This is a genomic window from Microvirga solisilvae, assembly GCF_022808595.1.
GTDB classification, from domain to species: domain Bacteria; phylum Pseudomonadota; class Alphaproteobacteria; order Rhizobiales; family Beijerinckiaceae; genus Microvirga; species Microvirga solisilvae.
In genome coordinates this window covers 92,713-108,744 of the sequence record NZ_JAKUCN010000007.1, presented here as the reverse complement: position 1 = coordinate 108,744, position 16,032 = coordinate 92,713, and the positions used below count along the sequence as shown (strand labels likewise).

General features: G+C 58.5%; 18 protein-coding genes. 16 read left to right on the top strand and 2 right to left on the bottom strand.

The annotated features are described in order from the left end of the window. The first annotated feature begins 106 nt into the window (after nt 1–106). The 6 genes from MJ639_RS14505 to MJ639_RS14480 all read left to right on the top strand — a co-directional run bounded on the left by MJ639_RS14505 (nt 107) and on the right by MJ639_RS14480 (nt 5,832). Entirely contained in the window at nt 107–793 is a 687-nt protein-coding gene (locus MJ639_RS14505) for a response regulator transcription factor (protein ID WP_243374212.1), read from the top strand. 297 nt (nt 794–1,090) lie between these two features. Next, complete coding sequence (locus MJ639_RS14500) at nt 1,091–1,336, top strand: hypothetical protein (protein WP_243374210.1); 246 nt, start codon at nt 1,091–1,093, stop codon at nt 1,334–1,336. Nucleotides 1,337–1,395: 59 nt separating this feature from the next. Then, nucleotides 1,396–4,188 carry a hybrid sensor histidine kinase/response regulator gene (locus tag MJ639_RS14495; protein ID WP_243374208.1) on the top strand — a complete coding sequence of 931 codons (2,793 nt, stop codon included), beginning with the start codon at nt 1,396–1,398 and terminating at the stop codon, nt 4,186–4,188. Nucleotides 4,189–4,190: 2 nt separating this feature from the next. Continuing rightward, nucleotides 4,191–4,679 carry a chemotaxis protein CheW gene (locus MJ639_RS14490; RefSeq protein WP_243374206.1) on the top strand — a complete coding sequence of 163 codons (489 nt, stop codon included), beginning with the start codon at nt 4,191–4,193 and terminating at the stop codon, nt 4,677–4,679. 51 nt (nt 4,680–4,730) lie between these two features. Then, nucleotides 4,731–5,114 carry a response regulator gene (locus MJ639_RS14485; RefSeq protein ID WP_243374204.1) on the top strand — a complete coding sequence of 128 codons (384 nt, stop codon included), beginning with the start codon at nt 4,731–4,733 and terminating at the stop codon, nt 5,112–5,114. A gap of 19 nt (nt 5,115–5,133) precedes the next feature. After that, complete coding sequence (locus MJ639_RS14480; RefSeq protein WP_243374201.1) at nt 5,134–5,832, top strand: protein phosphatase CheZ; 699 nt, start codon at nt 5,134–5,136, stop codon at nt 5,830–5,832. 89 nt (nt 5,833–5,921) lie between these two features. Here MJ639_RS14480 and MJ639_RS14475 read toward each other — a convergent pair whose 3' ends face one another. Together MJ639_RS14475 and fixJ are read right to left on the bottom strand one after the other, a co-directional pair. Beyond that, nucleotides 5,922–8,678, bottom strand: a complete 2,757-nt coding sequence (locus tag MJ639_RS14475; protein ID WP_243374199.1) for a heparinase II/III domain-containing protein — start codon at nt 8,676–8,678, stop codon at nt 5,922–5,924. Between the two features lie 102 nt (nt 8,679–8,780). Next, complete coding sequence (gene fixJ / locus MJ639_RS14470; protein ID WP_243374197.1) at nt 8,781–9,401, bottom strand: response regulator FixJ; 621 nt, start codon at nt 9,399–9,401, stop codon at nt 8,781–8,783. A 529-nt stretch (nt 9,402–9,930) separates the two neighbouring features. Here fixJ and flgB point away from each other — a divergent pair. From flgB to fliP, 10 genes are read left to right on the top strand one after another with little or no spacing between them, the layout of a single operon-like run. Beyond that, nucleotides 9,931–10,314 (top strand): flagellar basal body rod protein FlgB, encoded by a 384-nt coding sequence (gene flgB, locus MJ639_RS14465; RefSeq protein WP_243374195.1) that lies wholly within the window; start codon nt 9,931–9,933, stop codon nt 10,312–10,314. A 2-nt stretch (nt 10,315–10,316) separates the two neighbouring features. Further along, on the top strand, nt 10,317–10,733 hold the full coding sequence (gene flgC / locus MJ639_RS14460) for a flagellar basal body rod protein FlgC (protein ID WP_243374193.1): 417 nt from the start codon (nt 10,317–10,319) through the stop codon (nt 10,731–10,733). 1 nt (nt 10,734) lies between these two features. Next, complete coding sequence (gene fliE, locus MJ639_RS14455) at nt 10,735–11,067, top strand: flagellar hook-basal body complex protein FliE (protein ID WP_243374191.1); 333 nt, start codon at nt 10,735–10,737, stop codon at nt 11,065–11,067. Nucleotides 11,068–11,077: 10 nt separating this feature from the next. Beyond that, nucleotides 11,078–11,872 carry a flagellar basal-body rod protein FlgG gene (gene flgG / locus MJ639_RS14450; RefSeq protein ID WP_243374189.1) on the top strand — a complete coding sequence of 265 codons (795 nt, stop codon included), beginning with the start codon at nt 11,078–11,080 and terminating at the stop codon, nt 11,870–11,872. Between the two features lie 24 nt (nt 11,873–11,896). After that, a complete protein-coding gene (flgA, locus tag MJ639_RS14445) occupies nt 11,897–12,358 on the top strand; it encodes a flagellar basal body P-ring formation chaperone FlgA (RefSeq protein WP_243374180.1) in 462 nt (153 codons plus the stop codon). Continuing rightward, nucleotides 12,355–13,455: a flagellar basal body P-ring protein FlgI gene (flgI, locus tag MJ639_RS14440; protein ID WP_243374178.1), complete on the top strand. Its 1,101-nt coding sequence runs from the start codon at nt 12,355–12,357 to the stop codon at nt 13,453–13,455. The genes flgA and flgI overlap by 4 nt, the downstream gene beginning before the upstream one ends. Nucleotides 13,456–13,463: 8 nt before the next feature. Continuing rightward, nucleotides 13,464–13,952 carry a MotE family protein gene (locus MJ639_RS14435; protein WP_243374168.1) on the top strand — a complete coding sequence of 163 codons (489 nt, stop codon included), beginning with the start codon at nt 13,464–13,466 and terminating at the stop codon, nt 13,950–13,952. Then, nucleotides 13,949–14,647 (top strand): flagellar basal body L-ring protein FlgH, encoded by a 699-nt coding sequence (flgH, locus tag MJ639_RS14430; protein WP_243374166.1) that lies wholly within the window; start codon nt 13,949–13,951, stop codon nt 14,645–14,647. The genes MJ639_RS14435 and flgH overlap by 4 nt, the downstream gene beginning before the upstream one ends. Before the next feature lie 14 nt (nt 14,648–14,661). Then, nucleotides 14,662–15,168 carry a flagellar basal body-associated FliL family protein gene (locus MJ639_RS14425; RefSeq protein ID WP_243374164.1) on the top strand — a complete coding sequence of 169 codons (507 nt, stop codon included), beginning with the start codon at nt 14,662–14,664 and terminating at the stop codon, nt 15,166–15,168. A gap of 41 nt (nt 15,169–15,209) precedes the next feature. Beyond that, the gene (gene fliP, locus MJ639_RS14420; RefSeq protein WP_243374162.1) at nt 15,210–15,971 is read left to right on the top strand and encodes a flagellar type III secretion system pore protein FliP; all 762 of its coding nucleotides are present in this window, start codon (nt 15,210–15,212) and stop codon (nt 15,969–15,971) included. The last annotated feature ends 61 nt before the right edge of the window (nt 15,972–16,032 follow it).

The window sequence follows — 16,032 nt, the reverse complement described above, 5'->3', positions numbered from 1 at the left end:
GCTTTCATAGGCCGAGTAACAAAAGTATTCGTCTTATATGGCGGGCCAGCGGCAAGGTGTGTGTTGTGTAGAGTAAGTAATTAAATTATGGGCTGGGGGGCCTATCATGTATATCGTTGTCGATGATCGACAGATAGTGACGTCAGGGTATGTGGCGAGCTTCAAGCGGGAAGGTGTATCTTCGATCGGCTTGTATGCGAACGAGTTCAGCGAATGGCTGGAATCGGCCTCTGACATGGACATGGATGCCATTCAAGGGTTTATCCTCGGTAGCTTCGAGCAACGTGCCAGCTATGCCGAAAGCATCAGGCGCCATTCCAAAGCGCCCATCATCGCCTTGAGCGATGTAAGGTCTCTTGACGAGACATTGGAGCTCTTCACCGCGAAATTCGACGATGTCGTTCGCAAGCCGGTTCATGTCCGGGAAATCCTCGCGCGCTCTCAAGCCGTTTGGCGGCGCGTGAATGGAAGCCTCGGAAAGGCGAGCCATAACGACAATGACCGTCTCAAGGTTTATTTCGACGGGCGTGATCCTGAAGTCGACGGTATTCCTCTCGCCCTCCCGCGACGTGAGCGGCACATTCTGGAATACCTCGTTCGAAAGAAGGGGCATCGGTTGACGAAGAAGCAGATCTTCGACGCTGTCTATGGTCTCTACAGCGACGACGTCGAAGACAGTGTCGTGGAAGGCCACATCAGCAAGCTCCGCAAGAAGCTGCGCCAGCGCCTCGGCTATGACCCGATCGATGCCAAGCGCTATATCGGCTACGCCTATACCGGCGCCGTTTCCTGAGAAGCCGGTAGGCGCCTCCACTCACCTGAACCTCTCCCACCTATGTCGGCATAAATTTGCCGGTCTCAGGATCCGGAGCAAGGCCGCAGGTCACTGAACGATATCAATAGAGGAGCCAGGTCTTTTACGGACCTGGCTTCTTCGTTTGCGGCCAAGCACGTCGTGCAATCTGCGCTCAAGGTCGGGACCCGTCACGCGGCAATCTTCCATCGTTCTGGCCAGCTTGACGCAAGGTAGAGCCGGTAGTGTCGGCAAACATAACCTTAAATACCATGTCCTATGCCCATGCCGCTCACGATGTCCCGCAGAACCGTTCTCATTGCGATCGCTGCCATTGCAGTCACCGCTCTTGCCGCCGCCGCGCAGCTGCCAGCGATGAACATCGCCGTCGCTCGCGCAGGGAATCCATCGTTTACGGAGTTCTCCGAAGCGCCGGCAGCGCGCGGCCCCAGGCGTCAGAACTCAATCCACGAACTCTCTCACCGGATCAGCCGTCTGGAGCGGAGAGTTTTCACCTTCACGTCCGAGATTACGGCCGCCTGATCCGGGGCGCCATTCAGTCAAAGTCCTAACACTTACTCCAACAGATATGAGACACGGCGATGGACGACCTTCTCCTTGAGTTTCTCACAGAGACCAATGAGCATCTTGAAACGGTCGATGTGGAGATGGTCCGCTTCGAGCAGGATCCGAACAACCAGGCGATCTTGAGCAATATCTTCCGTCTGGTTCATACCATCAAGGGAACCTGCGGTTTCCTCGGACTTCCGCGGCTTGAAGCCTTGGCCCATGCTGCGGAAACGCTCATGGGCAAGTTCCGCGATGGGATGCCGGTGACGACCCCGGCTGTATCGCTGATCCTGACGACGCTCGACCGCATCAAGGACATCCTCGGCGAGTTGGAGCGCCATGGCACGGAGCCGCAGGGCGACGACAATGATCTGATCGAAGCGCTCGATGCAATGTCATCCGGCCAGGGGCTCGCCCCTGAGCCTGTTGCCGCTCCGGTTGCTCCTCATACGGTCGGCACGCTCGTTCATCAGGTGCTTGAACGCGAACTCAAGCCGGGAGAGGTCTCTCTCGACGAGCTGGAGCGTGCCTTCCAGGCCGCCCCCGGTCCCGATGAGGACAAGGCCTCCGGAACGCTTGTCTTTCAGGTGCTCGAAAGAGCGTTGAAGCCCGGCGAGGTTTCGCTCGATGAGCTGGAGCGCGCCTTCCGCGATGCTCCGGGGCCGGATGCTCCGGCTCCTGCCAAGCCTGCCGAAGTTTCCGCTGCGCCTAAAGCCAGCACACCGCCGAAGGCGCCCAAAAAGGAGAGTGAGACTTCAGAGCAAGCTGAAGGCGGGGAGGGCGTTGCAGGCAAGGTTCAGACGATCCGCGTCAACGTGGATACGCTCGAACATCTTATGACCATGGTGTCCGAGCTGGTTCTGACCCGCAACCAGCTCCTGGAAATCGCCCGGCGCAATGCCGAGGATTACGGTTATAAAGTGCCGCTGCAGCGCTTGTCACAGGTCACCGCCGAATTGCAGGACGGCGTGATGAAGACGCGCATGCAGCCCATCGGCAATGCGTGGCAGAAGCTGCCGCGCGTCGTCCGCGATCTGTCGAACGAACTGTCGAAGCAGATCGATCTGGTGATGCAGGGCGCCGATACGGAGCTCGACCGCCAGGTTCTGGAAGTCATCAAGGATCCTCTCACTCACATGGTTCGCAACTCGGCGGACCACGGCATCGAAAGCCCGGCCGATCGACGCGCGGCAGGAAAGCCCGAGAAGGGAACCATCCGCCTCAATGCCTATCATGAGGGCGGGTCGATCACGATCGAGATTTCCGACGACGGCAAGGGGTTGAACTACAACGCCATCCGGAAAAAGGCGATTGAAAGAGGCATCGCCACCGACTCCGAGCTGGAGCGGATGAGCGACGCCCAGATCGCCAAGTTCATCTTCCACCCTGGCTTCTCCACGGCTGCCGCAATAACGTCCGTTTCCGGACGGGGCGTCGGCATGGATGTGGTGAAAACCAATATCGAGCTGATCGGCGGCACCGTCGATATCCGCTCGGAAACAGGACGCGGGACAATCTTCACCATCAAGATCCCGCTGACGCTGGCGATCGTTGCGGCCCTGATCGTATCGTCGAAGGATCTACGCTTCGCTATCCCGCAGGTGGCCGTGTCAGAGCTCGTCAGGGTGTCTCCGACCTCTGAGCACTCCATCGAGCGGATCAACGGAACGCCGATCCTTCGCCTGCGCGACCGGCTTCTTCCCATCGTGCCGCTCTCGAAGGTCATGCGCCTTTCCGCGGATGAGGATGTCGATACCGGCTTCGTAGTCGTGACACAGGTGGCGCAGCAACGTTTCGGTATTCTGGTCGACGGCGTGTTCCATACGGAAGAAATCGTCGTCAAGCCGATGTCGTCAAAGCTGCGGCATATCCAGCTCTTCTCCGGCAACACGATCCTCGGTGACGGCGCGGTCGTGCTGATCGTCGATCCCAACGGGCTTGCCCGAATGGTGGGCTCCGGCTCGCAGGACGATCAGTTCCAGACCGAGACCTCGCTCGATCAGGCGATTGCAGCGGCCGAGGAACTGACGAGCCTTCTCGTCTTCCGTGGCGGTGGAGAGACGCTGAAAGCCGTTCCGCTTTCTCTGGTGACGCGCCTTGAAGAGATCGAAGCATCCACGATCGAATGGGCGAGCGGTCGCCCCGTGGTTCAGTATCGCGGCCGCCTGATGCCCATCGTCTCCTGCGACGACGAACTGGAGGTGCGGCGTCAGGGCATGCAATCGCTCCTCGTCTTCTCCGACGGAGAGATCGCCATGGGACTTGCCGTGGCGGAGATCGTCGACATTGTCGAGGAAAGGCTCGACGTTGAGCTTCTCGCGGAGCGTTCCGACCTCGTTGGAACCGCAGTCGTGCGTGGGCGGACGACGGAAATCGTCAATATCGCCCATTACCTGCCACTGGTTCTCGAAACATGGTCGCGCTCGGATCAGAAGAGCAAGCAGGGCAGCACTCTGCTTCTCGTGGATGGATCGAACTTCTTCCGCGACATGCTAGTGCCGGTTCTCAGGGCATCGGGCTATCGCGTTCAGACGGCCGCCACCGCTCAGGATGCGGCTCGCCTTCTCTCGTCCGGGCTTCAGCCCGACTTCATCGTGACGGATCTCGAACTGCCCGGACATTCGAGCTTCGCCTTCATCGCAACCCTGCGGGCGGATGCCCAGTATCGGACCACGCCGATCGTCGGCCTGACCCTGAAACCTGATCCGCAACTGCTTGCCCTGTCACGCCGGTTCAAGATCACGGATGTCGTATCGAAGGTGGACCGTCGCGGCCTCCTTGCGGCTCTGGCGGAACTCGGCGGATCGCTTGAAGAGGCTGCATAACCATGAACGCTATCAATACGGTTTCCTTCGAAACGGCGAAGGCTTTCTCGAGAGAGATGGAATTCATCACGGTCAGCGTGGCAAACCAGCTGCTGGGTCTGCCGATCAACCGTGTGCATGATGTCTTTGTCGTGAGTGAGATGACAAAGGTTCCCCTGTCGCAATCGGAGATCGCCGGTCTGCTCAACCTGCGAGGACGTGTCGTAACTGCAGTTTCCCTCCGCAGTCGCCTCGGCCTCTCGGAGAACGAAAGGACTGGCCGCCGGATGGCGGTCGGCCTTGAAAATCAGGGCGAGGCTTACGGTCTGCTCGTCGATGAGGTCGGAGAAGTTCTCAAGCTCGATCCGGAAGAGATGCAGCCCAATCCCGTCCATATGGACCGGCGATGGGTCAGCCTGTCCCAGGGAGTGCATCAGCTTCATGAACAACTGATGATCGTTCTCGATGTCGATGCCGTTCTTGCTTTCGGAGCCGAACGGGAAGCGGCATGAGCATTGTCCTCCGCGCCATTTTCAATCATCTAACTAGATAGGATATGCACTGTGAGCCTAGATCTTTCGACCCCTGTTCTCGTCGTCGACGACTACCAGACGATGGTGCGGATTCTCCGCAACCTGCTCAAGCAGATCGGATTCAATGACGTCGACGACGCTTCCGACGGGCAGGCAGCCCTCGAGAAGCTCAGGGCCAAGAAATATGGTCTCGTCATCTCCGACTGGAATATGGCTCCGATGACCGGATACGAGCTGCTCCAGCAGGTTCGCGCGGATGCAGAGCTGAGCGCTTTGCCATTCATCATGGTGACGGCAGAGGCTAAAACCGAGAACGTCGTTGCAGCCAAGAAGGCAGGCGTCAACAACTACATCGTGAAGCCTTTCAACGCAGAAACGCTACGCTCGAAAATCAGTGCGGTTTTCGGCGGTTAATGGTGTTTGGGAGTGAGCCATGAACCCACGCAAAAGCTATCGCATCGAGGCTCATATGCCCTCTACTCCAGAGGATGAAGGGGCTGCCGAGCGCCACAACGAAGTCATGAACATGCTGGGAGCGATCAAGGAATCGATCGTTCCGGCGAAGGAGCTTTCGGCCTCCATCATCGAGGAGCACCGGAAGGATATGCAGGAGGCCATGCGCCTCAAGGTCGAGCTGGACTCGATCTACGAAGCGATCGAGCGCACCAAGCGCGAGATCGCCACGCTGCGCTATGCCGGCGCTCAGGGCCAGGAAATCAACCGCGTCACCGACGAACTGGGTGCGATCGTCCTCGGAACAGAGACGGCGACCAACTCGATTCTCGCGGCGGCTGAGAGGATCGATGAGCTGTCGGGGAACCTGTCGGCTCGTCTCTCCGGCGGTGATCAGGAATTCGCCCGTGAGATCTCGGATCAGGTGATCAGCATCTTCGAAGCCTGTAACTTCCAGGACATTACCGGCCAGCGGATCAGCAAGGTCGTGAATGCAATGCGCTTTGTCGAAGAGCGCGTTCACGAGATGATCGAGATCTGGGGCGGCCTCGAGAGCTTCAAGGATATCGAGACGACGGAAGAGCAGCCTCAGGGTGATGCAGCGCTCCTGAACGGCCCGGCACTTGCGACCGACAAGGGCATCACGTCTCAGGATGCCATCGACGCCCTGTTCGGTTAATCCGTTTGCTTCGAGAGCGCCCAAGCCACGGGCGCTCTTTTATATTTTGTGATGGCGGCACCTGCTCACCAATTTCGGCGCCGGTATCATCATTCACTTTCTGTCGCCGACAGACGGTTGAGGAAACTTTGGACCGCTCCTGACTTCAGCAGCTTCGAAAGAGTGTTGAAGGATCGCTGATCCGCAGCGAGAACGACACCGCCGCAAACGGCTCCTTCTCCCGAGAAGCGGTAGCGGATGACATTTGCGGCTTGCAGACCGCCTCCGGACCGCGCCACAAAACCCTGAAGCGTTCCTGCACGATCGCTGCGGCCATTCTCGATGCTGAAGCCCGAGAAGTGTCCCTTGATGACATAGGGTATGATCCGCATCTTGCGATCCTTCCGGTAGGCGACACCCATCAGCCTGTTCGCGAGAGCTGCCACGATGTCCGGGTCGAAGTGCAGAAAGCCTTCGAATGAGACCGGCCGGAGTTGCGTTGCGAAATGATCGAAGACCGCTATCGCCTGCAATCCATCGAGGCATACGAAGATCCGTCGATGATCATAGTCTGGACCATGGACGTTCGTCCTGATCTGGAAGAGGCTTGCTCCTTCGAGCGTTTCATGAAGCTCGATCCATCCGGTGCCGGCCCTCTGCTCACGGCCATCCGGAAGGGCGATATTGTGAGCCCGTGAGGAGATGAGGAACTGACGCGCTGACCCGCTTTCGTGAAGTTCCGATCCCTTTGGGTCGACGATCCAGGGATTGCCGCCACTTGAATAGACGAACGAGGTGCAATCGAAATGCCCGTGCTCATGCTGCCGTCCGGCAGATGAGGTGCAGAAATAGCTCCATTGGGATGTTCGCTCGTAGCGCCGCATCGCAATGAGGCCGTCTTTAGGCGAACAAGAGACCCGATGGCCTGTTGGATAGGCAAGTTCCGCGGCAAGTTCCGGGTCGGAAAGTAGGTCTGTGCCATAGCCGGAGAGAAGGCGCCGCAGCCAGGCAGCATGATGATAGCCGTAGGGTGCATCGCCGAGAGGAGGCAGGGATCCGGAGGGGGCCGTCACGGCGACGAGCGGTTTAAGAGCTTTCGTGAGACGGGCGATCAGATCGTCGCGGAAGTTCCGTTCTTCCGGCTGTCCTTCAAGATATCGCGCCAGGATGAGGCCCAAGGAAATCGCTTCCAATCGAAAGTGAAGCGACTGCTCCATGAAGATCCCTTGGTCATCGACCAATCGGTCGAATCCATCACGCAGATGAGAGACGGCGAGAGATCTCCAGTAATTCGACAGAGGAAGCCGCGGGAGGGCATGTGCGACGGAAAGCAGAGCGCAGGCTGCATGAACTTGCACGAGAGAATGTGCAAAGACATTCTGGCCGACAATCTCCGCCAGAGCGAAAGCGTGCCGAACGATCTCGGCGAGAAGGGCCATGGCCTTTCTTGAGCCGGTTGTTCTCGATGAGCGCACAGCCAGAGAGAGGAGAAGCAGGAGCGACTCCGTGCGGGCGGACAGCGCCAGCGGGTGAGCGCTGATTGGGTCCTTCGGCTGCCCCCATGGATTGGCGAGCGACCAGGATAGGGCAAGATCGATGGCTTTGAGCAGGCTCTCCGAGGTGTCATCACCCTGTGCGATCCGAGGAAGCCATGACAGGGACTGAAATTCCTTACGCCATTCCGGCGACTGGAAGGGATCCGATGCCCATGGCAGTGTTTCAGGAATGCGCCATGGCGGAAAATCGCCAAAAGCCAACTCATCGGTTGAGACGGTCGGCGTGGCATTCTCTTGAAGAGTCTTGAGCTTGTCGTGAAAAGTGAATGGAGAGACGACAGCCTTGAGGTCCAGCAGCTGCTTCAGCAGGACAGCTCCTGTTTCCGAAGCGTCAAAGGTGTCGTCGAGACGCGCGATGAGGCTTCTCAGAAACGTCAAGGCATCCGACGGCTCATCTCCGGTGATCGCTTCGAGCAGAAGGCCATCTTCGAGGGAGACCTCAAGAGGCATTACAAGCGTCAGACTGGAATCATCGTTCCAGGTTTGAAAACCGATTTCGACTGAGGATGCGGATGGTGGGGGAGCAAGATCCAGCGTGAAGCGCCTTGCCTGCTTGTGAACAGGAAGGTCGATGTAGGCGCCGAGAACGGGAGCCGTCAGTACTTCCGGATAGGGCGGAGGGATCACCTCTCCATAATCGTCGCGGTAGACGATACGGGCGAGAGCGCCTTCGCCACCAGAGGCCTCATTGACGAGCTGCCCGCGGATGAGCAGGTGCCGCCCTCGTATGATCCCATAACGTAACCAGAGAGGTGTGGCGCTTAATCTCTTCCATGTCCGGCGGGGATCCGTCGCTTTTGCGACGTTCTGAAATGCCTCTTCCGAGCTCAAAGGGCCGGAGGCTTGGCGCAATTTCGGATCACGGATGGTGAATGTATGAGAGTTGCGCCAGCTGCGAATGCTGATGGATAGGCTGCTGGTAGGAGCCGGGATGAAAAAGCTGCAGGCAAATCTCGAATTGCCGGTTGAATGATCTGCATAGTCCGATCCTGCGATAGGCCAGCTATGAGGATCGATTTGTGACCTCGTAAGGCCTGGAACATGCACGAAGTCGAGATTCGCTCCGTCCTCCGTCAGGAAATCAACGCCGACGAGAGCAATGTCGTGAGCGGAACGACTTTCTTCCTGAGAGTCCCATTGAATATCGAAACTCAGCTCACACCAGGCATCGGCTTCGATCCTATCGAAGTTCAACGTGACTCGAGACCAGCGGTTATGGTTCGAAACAATGTAAGTCGCCTCATCGGCGTCGCGCGCTTCGCGGCCGGTCGTGCTGCCATTCGTCGGAGTGATGCTTCGTACTGGCGGCATGAGGCGAAAAGACTCTGGGTGGAGGACGTTAGTCGAGCATGAAACAGATGATAAATGAAGCGTCGGGCCTCCCCGTGGGAAGGCGCTTCACAAGAGGATCGATCAGCTGAGCAGGCTTGTCTCGATGAACAAGGCCATCCGGATCAACTCGGAAAGGCTGCGCGCCTCCATCTTGGCCATGACGTTCGAGCGGTGAATCTCGACCGTACGAATGCTGATGTTGAGTTCGTGGGCAATGACCTTGTTGGCTTTGCCCTCAACGAGGCAATCCAGCACCTGGCGCTCTCTCTGAGAGAGGGATTGCAGGCGAGCCTGGGTCTTGAGAAGTTCCTGGCTTCGGCGGACACTCTTCTCGTCGCAGACGAGAGCGAAGCGAACGACTTCCAGGAAACGGTCTTCGCGGAAAGGTTTTTCCAGAAAATCGATGGCGCCGGTCTTCATTGCCTCGACCGCGAGCGGAATGTCGGCATGGCCTGTCATGACGATGACAGGAACATTCAAACCTCTTTCGTTGAGGCGTTTGATGAACTCAAGGCCATCCATGCCCGGCATGCGCACATCTGTAACAATGCAGCAGCGGCCGGGATCCTGCACCTCTTTCAAGAATGCGGTGGCGGATTCATACAAACGAACATTCAGCCCTGCCGACACCAGCAGAAAAGCGAGCGCCTTGCGGACCCCAAGGTCATCGTCCACCACATAAACGACTGCCCCGCTCGACATTGGGCATATTCTCCTCGTCAAAAATTTTATTGCAAGAAACGGGCGCACTTCGGGCGCAAAATCTTATTGCTTAGGAATTGCGTCATTTGCCCCCAAGATGCCTGACATTCTCAGTCGGCATCGCCGTATCCCATTCGTGCTCTAAACTGACTGAAACAGCTCTTCAAGGTCTCCGGCTGCATGCAGCCTTGTATGAAAGGTCGCACTCGTCGGAGCACTCTTGCCCGCATACTCTGTATTGGCAGCATCCCGTATTGATGGAAATCAATGGAGGGCCCTTAGAGTTGAATTGTCGATCTACGTGGCATCGCGACAACACTCAAATGATATAGCGTTAAAAACTTCATGACATGCGGTGATAGTCTGCCTCGGTGGTCTCTGATCCAGGTAGCAATCTAAAGTCGGACTTCATTTCTTCAGGCAGGGCCTGATCCACGAATACGCCGACGGCGCGAGTCCGTGGGCAGGTCAGCCTCATGCAAGGTTACATGGGTAAACCCAACTTAACCATGATGGTTGGGAGATCTCTGTGACATCACCTGTCTATTTGTTCGATCTTGCATCGCGACAGGCGCAGTGGCTTGCCGCACGGCAGAGCACGATTTCAGGCAACATCGCGAACGCCAACACGCCGGGATATCGGGCGAGGGATGTCCAGCCCTTTGCCGATGTGCTCGACAAGACGAAGCTCGCCATGGCTGCGACCAGCAGCAGCCACATTGGTTTCGATGCATCCAGGCCGGACACCGCGAAGGTGAAGAAAGCGGATACCTGGGAAACCGTCTATTCCAATAATTCCGTCAGCATGGAGCAGGAACTCATCAAGGCCGGCGAAGTCGACCGTCAGCATTCGTTGAACACGAGCGTCGTGAAGGCCTTTCACCGCATGTTCCTCTCCAGCGTGAGGACGTAAGCATGATCGATCCTCTGATCGCATCCTCAAAGCTTTCCAGCGCCGGTCTCGAAGCCCAGTCCGCCCGTCTGAGGGTGATTTCCGAGAACGTGGCGAATGCCCAGTCCACGGGCCGGACGCCTGGCTCGGATCCTTATTCTCGCAAGACGATCACCTTCAAGTCAGAGCTCGACCGCGCGCTCGGCGCGTCCTCCGTTGCGGTCAAGGAAATCGGATCGGACGACAGCGCTTTCCCGGTCGAGTACGACCCCGGCAATCCGGCGGCCGACGAGAACGGAATGGTCAAGAAGCCGAACGTCAACATGCTGATCGAGATGGCCGACATGCGTGAAGCCAACCGGTCCTATCAGGCCAACCTGCAGATGATGAAGCAGGCCCGCGCCATGATCTCCGCAACGATTGATCTGATGAGAGGCTGATATGATCAGTGCAGCATCTTCGATTTCTTCCATGATCGACCGCCCCTCCGCCGTGGCCTCCGTGCCTTCCGCGGGAGTGAAGTCGATCGCAGGAGTGACCGGCACAGGCACCTCGCAGGTCAGCTTCCTCGATACTCTCACCCATGTCGCCTCTTCCGCCATCGATACGCTGAAGACGGGCGAAGCATCTTCCATTGCCGGCATTCAGGGCAAGGCATCGGTGCAGCAGGTGGCCGAGGCGGTCATGGCTGCGGAACAGACACTTCAGACAGCGATTGCGATCCGCGACAAGGTTGTCGCGGCCTATCAGGAAATCGCACGCATGACGATCTAAGGAGAGCACCATGAGGGCGCTTGCAATTGCTGCAACGGGCATGAATGCCCAACAGCTCAATGTCGAAGTCATTGCCAACAATATTTCGAACGTCAACACCACGGCATTCAAGGGTGCCCGCGCCGAGTTCACGGATCTTCTGTATCAGGCGGAGCGCGCCCAGGCTGTGCCGAACCAGACGGGAGCAAGCCCCGTTCCGGAAGGGGCGATGCTCGGGCTCGGCGTAAAGACCGCCGCCATCCGCAACTTGCATCGCCAGGGTTCGCTCGCCAATACGTCGAACCAATTCGACCTCGCGTTGAACGGCCGTGGCTGGTTCCAGGTCAGCTCTCCCACGGGCGATGTCCTCTACACCCGCGCCGGCGCCTTCAACAAAGATGCCAACGGCCAGCTCGTCACCCTCGATGGTTATACGCTCAATCCGGCGGGGCCCATCCTCATTCCGGCCGATGCGATCGATGTAACCATCAATGAATCGGGCGAAGTCTTCGCGAAGATCGCAGGGCAGGCGCAGCCGCAGAATCTCGGTCAGCTCAGGCTTGCCATTTTCGCCAATGATGCGGGTCTCGAGCCGATCGGCAACAATCTCTTCCGCGAGACGCTTGCTTCCGGAACGCCGAACGACGGCGCGCCTTCCGATCCGGGATACGGCAAGATCCATCAGGGCTATCTCGAGGCGTCGAACGTCGATGCCATCAAGGAGATCACCAACCTGATCACGGCTCAACGCGCCTTCGAGATGAACTCCAAGGTCATCCAGGCAGCCGATGACATGGCGGGCACCGTCTCCAAGGGCATTCGCTGACCGCGCTGACGTCGGAAGAGTTCGATGAAAAACAAACTTCGCCTTGCTCTTGCCGCTGTTGTCGTCGCCGGCGCATCTCATGCGGCGATGGCTGAAGAGCGCATTCTCCCGGTTCCAACGGTCACGATCTATCCGGGCGACCTGATCAACGAGTCGATGCTCAAGGACAGGACGTTTCCGGCGAACTATCGCTTCCGGACCGCTGTTGTGGAATCGCCGCGCGTCCTCACGGGCAAGACGGCTCGTCGCACATTGTTGCCGGGCGAGCCGATTCCCATGAATGCCGTCGATGATCCGAAACTCGTCACTCGCGGCATGCAGACGGCTATCCTGTTCGAGGAAGGTGGCCTGTCCATCGTCGGTGTCGGCCTGCCTCTTCAATCTGGGACCTTGGGCGAAACGGTTCAGGTGAAGAACATCGACAGCGGCCGAGTCATCAGCGGCCGGGTTCAGGCCGATGGCCGTATCCGGATCGGTATCCAATGATCCTGCGTGCCTTTCTCCTCCTCATCGCAGCTTTTCTCTCATCCCAGTCCTTTGCTGCGACGCGCATCAAGGATGTGGCGAATGTTCAAGGCGTGCGCGACAACCAGTTGATCGGCTACGGCCTGGTCATGGGCCTCCAAGGCACGGGCGATACCCTGCGGAACTCCCAGTTCACCGAGCAGGCCCTGCAATCGATGCTGGACCGGATGGGCGTGAATGTGCGGGACATCAATCTGCGCACCAGGAACGTCGCCGCCGTAATCGTGACGGCAGATCTTCCTCCCTTCGTCGGCGTGGGCTCGCGCATCGACGTGACAGTCACCTCCATGGGCGATGCCACGTCGCTCAAGGGCGGAACCCTGATGTTGACAGCCCTGCAGGGCGGCGATGGACAGGTCTATGCCGTCGCTCAGGGTGCTATCGTCGTGTCCGGATTCGCGGCTCAAGGCCAGGCGGAAACTCTCACATCCGGGGTCGCCACCGCAGGGCGCATTGCCAATGGCGCCTTGATCGAGCGCGAGGTCCGCGGCGGTTTCGATGCGGTGGGAACGCTCGCCTTCGAGCTGAAGAATCCGGATTACAAGACCGCGACCATGATCACGGACGCGATCAACCAGTATTCGCAGAGCCGGTATGGAATGCGCGTGGCAGCCCCGCGCGACTACCGCACCGTCGTTCTCCAAAAGCCGAAGACGATTGCCGCCACGCGCTTCATCGCGGAATTGGGCGATCTCGAAGTTCAGCCCGATACTCCTGCCCGCATCGTGGTGGATCAGCGCACGGGAACCGTCGTCATCGGCAAGAATGTGCAGATCTCGACCGTTGCCATCACCCATGGCGCACTCACCATCCGTGTGACGGAAGCGCCTGAAGTGGCGCAGCCCGATCCGTTCTCTCTTGGGCAGACCGCTATTGTTCCGCGCACCCAGATCACAGCTGCGGAAGAGCGCGTTCCTCTGGCAATTGTCAGAGGCTCCGATCTGCAGACCCTAGTGAGGGGATTGAACCAGATGGGCCTCAAACCCTCCGACGTGATCGCCATTCTCCAGGCGGTGAAGACCGCAGGAGCTCTCCAGGCTGAACTGGTGGTGCAATGATGAAATTAATGAACTTGCCCTTGCTCTATGCCGCTGCTCTCATCGCGGTGTCCGTGGCCGGCCCCGCCATGGCGCAGGATAAGACTCCTGAAGCGAAGAACAGCGCCTATTGCACCAATATCGCGGATGCCGCAGCGGACGCCCGCTACGCGCTTCAGAAGGAAGAGCTCGCCAAGATCGAGAAGGAAATCGAGGGCAGGCTCAAGATCCTCGAGGCAAAGCGCGCCGAGTATGAAGATTGGCTGCGCCGTCGCAACGAGGTTCTGCAAAAGGCGGATGAAACGATCGTTTCGATCTATTCCCGCATGCGTCCGGACGCTGCGGCCATCCAGCTCACGAACATGGACGAGGAAATCGCGGCCGCCGTGATCGCCAAGCTCAATCCTCGTTCGGCCAGCGCGGTGCTGAACGAGATGGAGCCGGCAAGGGCTGCTCAGCTTGCCAATATCATCACGGATGCGCCCAAGCGCGTTGCGAGCAACGGGGGGAAGGAATGAAGTTCGTCATTGCCATTGGCAGCCTTTGCCTTCTTGCGGCCTGCGCGACACGGCCTGAGGATCTCGGACGCGAGCCGGGCATGACGCCGGTCGGATCCGGCATCACTGTTGAGCGTGAGCCTATTCCGCAAGTGTTCCGGAGCACAGCCGGCGCAGCGCCGAATTCCACATGGAGCAATGCCAGCGCCGATCTGTTCACCAGCCCGCGCGCCCGGCAAGTGGGCGATATCGTCACCGTCAATATTCAGATCGACGACAAGGCCCAGTTCGACAATGCGAGCGACCGCTCCCGTTCGTCCAACATCGATGCAGGTCTTTCCTACGGCTTCGTCTTCAAGGGATGGCAGGCTGCCGGCACGGGAGATGTGGGGCTCGATTCCTCTTCTTCCTCGACGGGGCAGGGGACGATCGATCGTTCGGAAAAGCTGCGCCTCTCCGTTGCGGCGATCGTCACCGAGGTTCTTCCCAACGGAAATGTCATCATCAGCGGATCGCAGGAAGTTCGCGTGAATTTCGAGGTTCGTGTCCTGAACATCGCAGGCATCGTGCGCCCGCGTGACATCTCGCCGAGGAACACGATCAGCTATGACAAGATCGCCGAGGCTCGAGTTTCTTATGGCGGCCGAGGACGGCTGATGGAGGTCCAGCAGCCTGCCTATGGCCAGCAGATCTACGATGCGGTGACGCCCTTCTAAGAAAAGACAGGACCATGGCAGAAAAACCCGCATTGCCCTCCCCAGGACAGGCCGAGAGGAAGGAAGGCGCCAAGAGCCTGATCGTGACTCTCGGAGTGCTGACGCTCCTATCCGCTCTGATCGGCGGCGGATTCGGCTTGACCATGGTGGCGAACATTCAAAAGCGGGTCGAGGAGAAGTTCAAGGAGTCGCCGCAGCAGCAGGAGAACATGAGCCCCTATATTGGCGACATTGCCATCAAGCGGCTGTCGCCCGTCGTTACCAACCTCATAGGGTCGGACAGCGACTGGATCAGGCTGGAGGCATCCATCGTCTACAAGAGCGGAAATGAGCTCAATTCCGATGTCATGGTCGCGCAAGCCCGCCAGGATGTGCTCGCCTATCTGCGGACAGTGTCGCTGGCGCAAATCCAGGGGCCGAGCGGATTGCTTCATCTCAGGGAAGACCTCAACGAGAGAATGAAGCTGCGCTCGAACGGCGTGATCAAGGAACTCGTGCTCGAGACTCTCATCGTTCAATGATCCAAGAGCGCCTTTCGAAAATTGATTGTCGATATATTTCCATGAAAAATTTCATCTCCAAGATCATTCCAGCTCTCTGCATCGGCTTCCTTCTCGTCGTGGCAGGCGCAACAGCCGCGCAGGCCCAGGTTCCCAATCTCGAGGCACTGCTTCCGCCTGGGGATGGTGCTGCAAGCGGCAGGATCATCCAGATCGTTGCCCTACTGACGGTTCTCTCGCTCGCTCCGGGCCTCCTCATCATGGTGACGAGCTTCACGCGTTTCGTCGTGGCCTTCTCGTTTCTCCGCTCCGGCCTGGGGCTCCAGAGCACGCCGGCCAATATCTTTCTCATCAGCCTGTCCCTGTTCATGACGTTCTTCGTCATGGGTCCGACATTCGACCGGGCATGGAACGACGGGGTGCGCCCTCTGACGGAGAACAGGATCTCCGAGGCAGAGGCTTTCACCAAGACGGCCGAGCCGTTCCGCGAGTTCATGCTCTCGCATGTTCGCCCAAAAGACCTCCAGACTTTCATGGACCTCGCGGAGGCAGCCTACCCGAAGGCGGGTGCCGGAGAGAAGATCGACCTGCGGGTCCTCATCCCGGCCTTCATGATCTCCGAATTGCGGCGAGGATTCGAAATCGGCTTCCTGATCGCCCTTCCATTCCTGGTGATCGACATGATCGTGGCGACGCTCGTGATGTCGATGGGCATGATGATGATGCCGCCAACCGTCCTGGCCCTTCCGTTCAAAATATTGTTCTTCGTCCTGATCGACGGCTGGAACATCCTCGTGAGCGGGCTGGTCAGGTCATACTTCTAGGAAGCGCTCTCCATCCATTGACGGCTCCGATAAAAGAGCAGCAACCTTCGCACAAGGTTGA

What these genes read in the sequence shown, in the direction of transcription:
- flgA (WP_243374180.1), top strand. Translation starts at nt 11,897, where the DNA reads ATGAAAAACAAACTTCGCCTTGCTCTTGCCGCTGTTGTCGTCGCCGGC.
- MJ639_RS14500 (WP_243374210.1), top strand. Translation starts at nt 1,091, where the DNA reads ATGTCCCGCAGAACCGTTCTCATTGCGATCGCTGCCATTGCAGTCACC.
- fliE (WP_243374191.1), top strand. Translation starts at nt 10,735, where the DNA reads ATGATCAGTGCAGCATCTTCGATTTCTTCCATGATCGACCGCCCCTCC.
- MJ639_RS14495 (WP_243374208.1), top strand. Translation starts at nt 1,396, where the DNA reads ATGGACGACCTTCTCCTTGAGTTTCTCACAGAGACCAATGAGCATCTT.
- fliP (WP_243374162.1), top strand. Translation starts at nt 15,210, where the DNA reads ATGAAAAATTTCATCTCCAAGATCATTCCAGCTCTCTGCATCGGCTTC.
- flgH (WP_243374166.1), top strand. Translation starts at nt 13,949, where the DNA reads ATGAAGTTCGTCATTGCCATTGGCAGCCTTTGCCTTCTTGCGGCCTGC.
- MJ639_RS14480 (WP_243374201.1), top strand. Translation starts at nt 5,134, where the DNA reads ATGAACCCACGCAAAAGCTATCGCATCGAGGCTCATATGCCCTCTACT.
- flgG (WP_243374189.1), top strand. Translation starts at nt 11,078, where the DNA reads ATGAGGGCGCTTGCAATTGCTGCAACGGGCATGAATGCCCAACAGCTC.
- MJ639_RS14425 (WP_243374164.1), top strand. Translation starts at nt 14,662, where the DNA reads ATGGCAGAAAAACCCGCATTGCCCTCCCCAGGACAGGCCGAGAGGAAG.
- flgC (WP_243374193.1), top strand. Translation starts at nt 10,317, where the DNA reads ATGATCGATCCTCTGATCGCATCCTCAAAGCTTTCCAGCGCCGGTCTC.
- MJ639_RS14505 (WP_243374212.1), top strand. Translation starts at nt 107, where the DNA reads ATGTATATCGTTGTCGATGATCGACAGATAGTGACGTCAGGGTATGTG.
- MJ639_RS14435 (WP_243374168.1), top strand. Translation starts at nt 13,464, where the DNA reads ATGAACTTGCCCTTGCTCTATGCCGCTGCTCTCATCGCGGTGTCCGTG.
- fixJ (WP_243374197.1), bottom strand. Translation starts at nt 9,401, where the DNA reads ATGTCGAGCGGGGCAGTCGTTTATGTGGTGGACGATGACCTTGGGGTC.
- flgI (WP_243374178.1), top strand. Translation starts at nt 12,355, where the DNA reads ATGATCCTGCGTGCCTTTCTCCTCCTCATCGCAGCTTTTCTCTCATCC.
- MJ639_RS14490 (WP_243374206.1), top strand. Translation starts at nt 4,191, where the DNA reads ATGAACGCTATCAATACGGTTTCCTTCGAAACGGCGAAGGCTTTCTCG.
- MJ639_RS14475 (WP_243374199.1), bottom strand. Translation starts at nt 8,678, where the DNA reads ATGCCGCCAGTACGAAGCATCACTCCGACGAATGGCAGCACGACCGGC.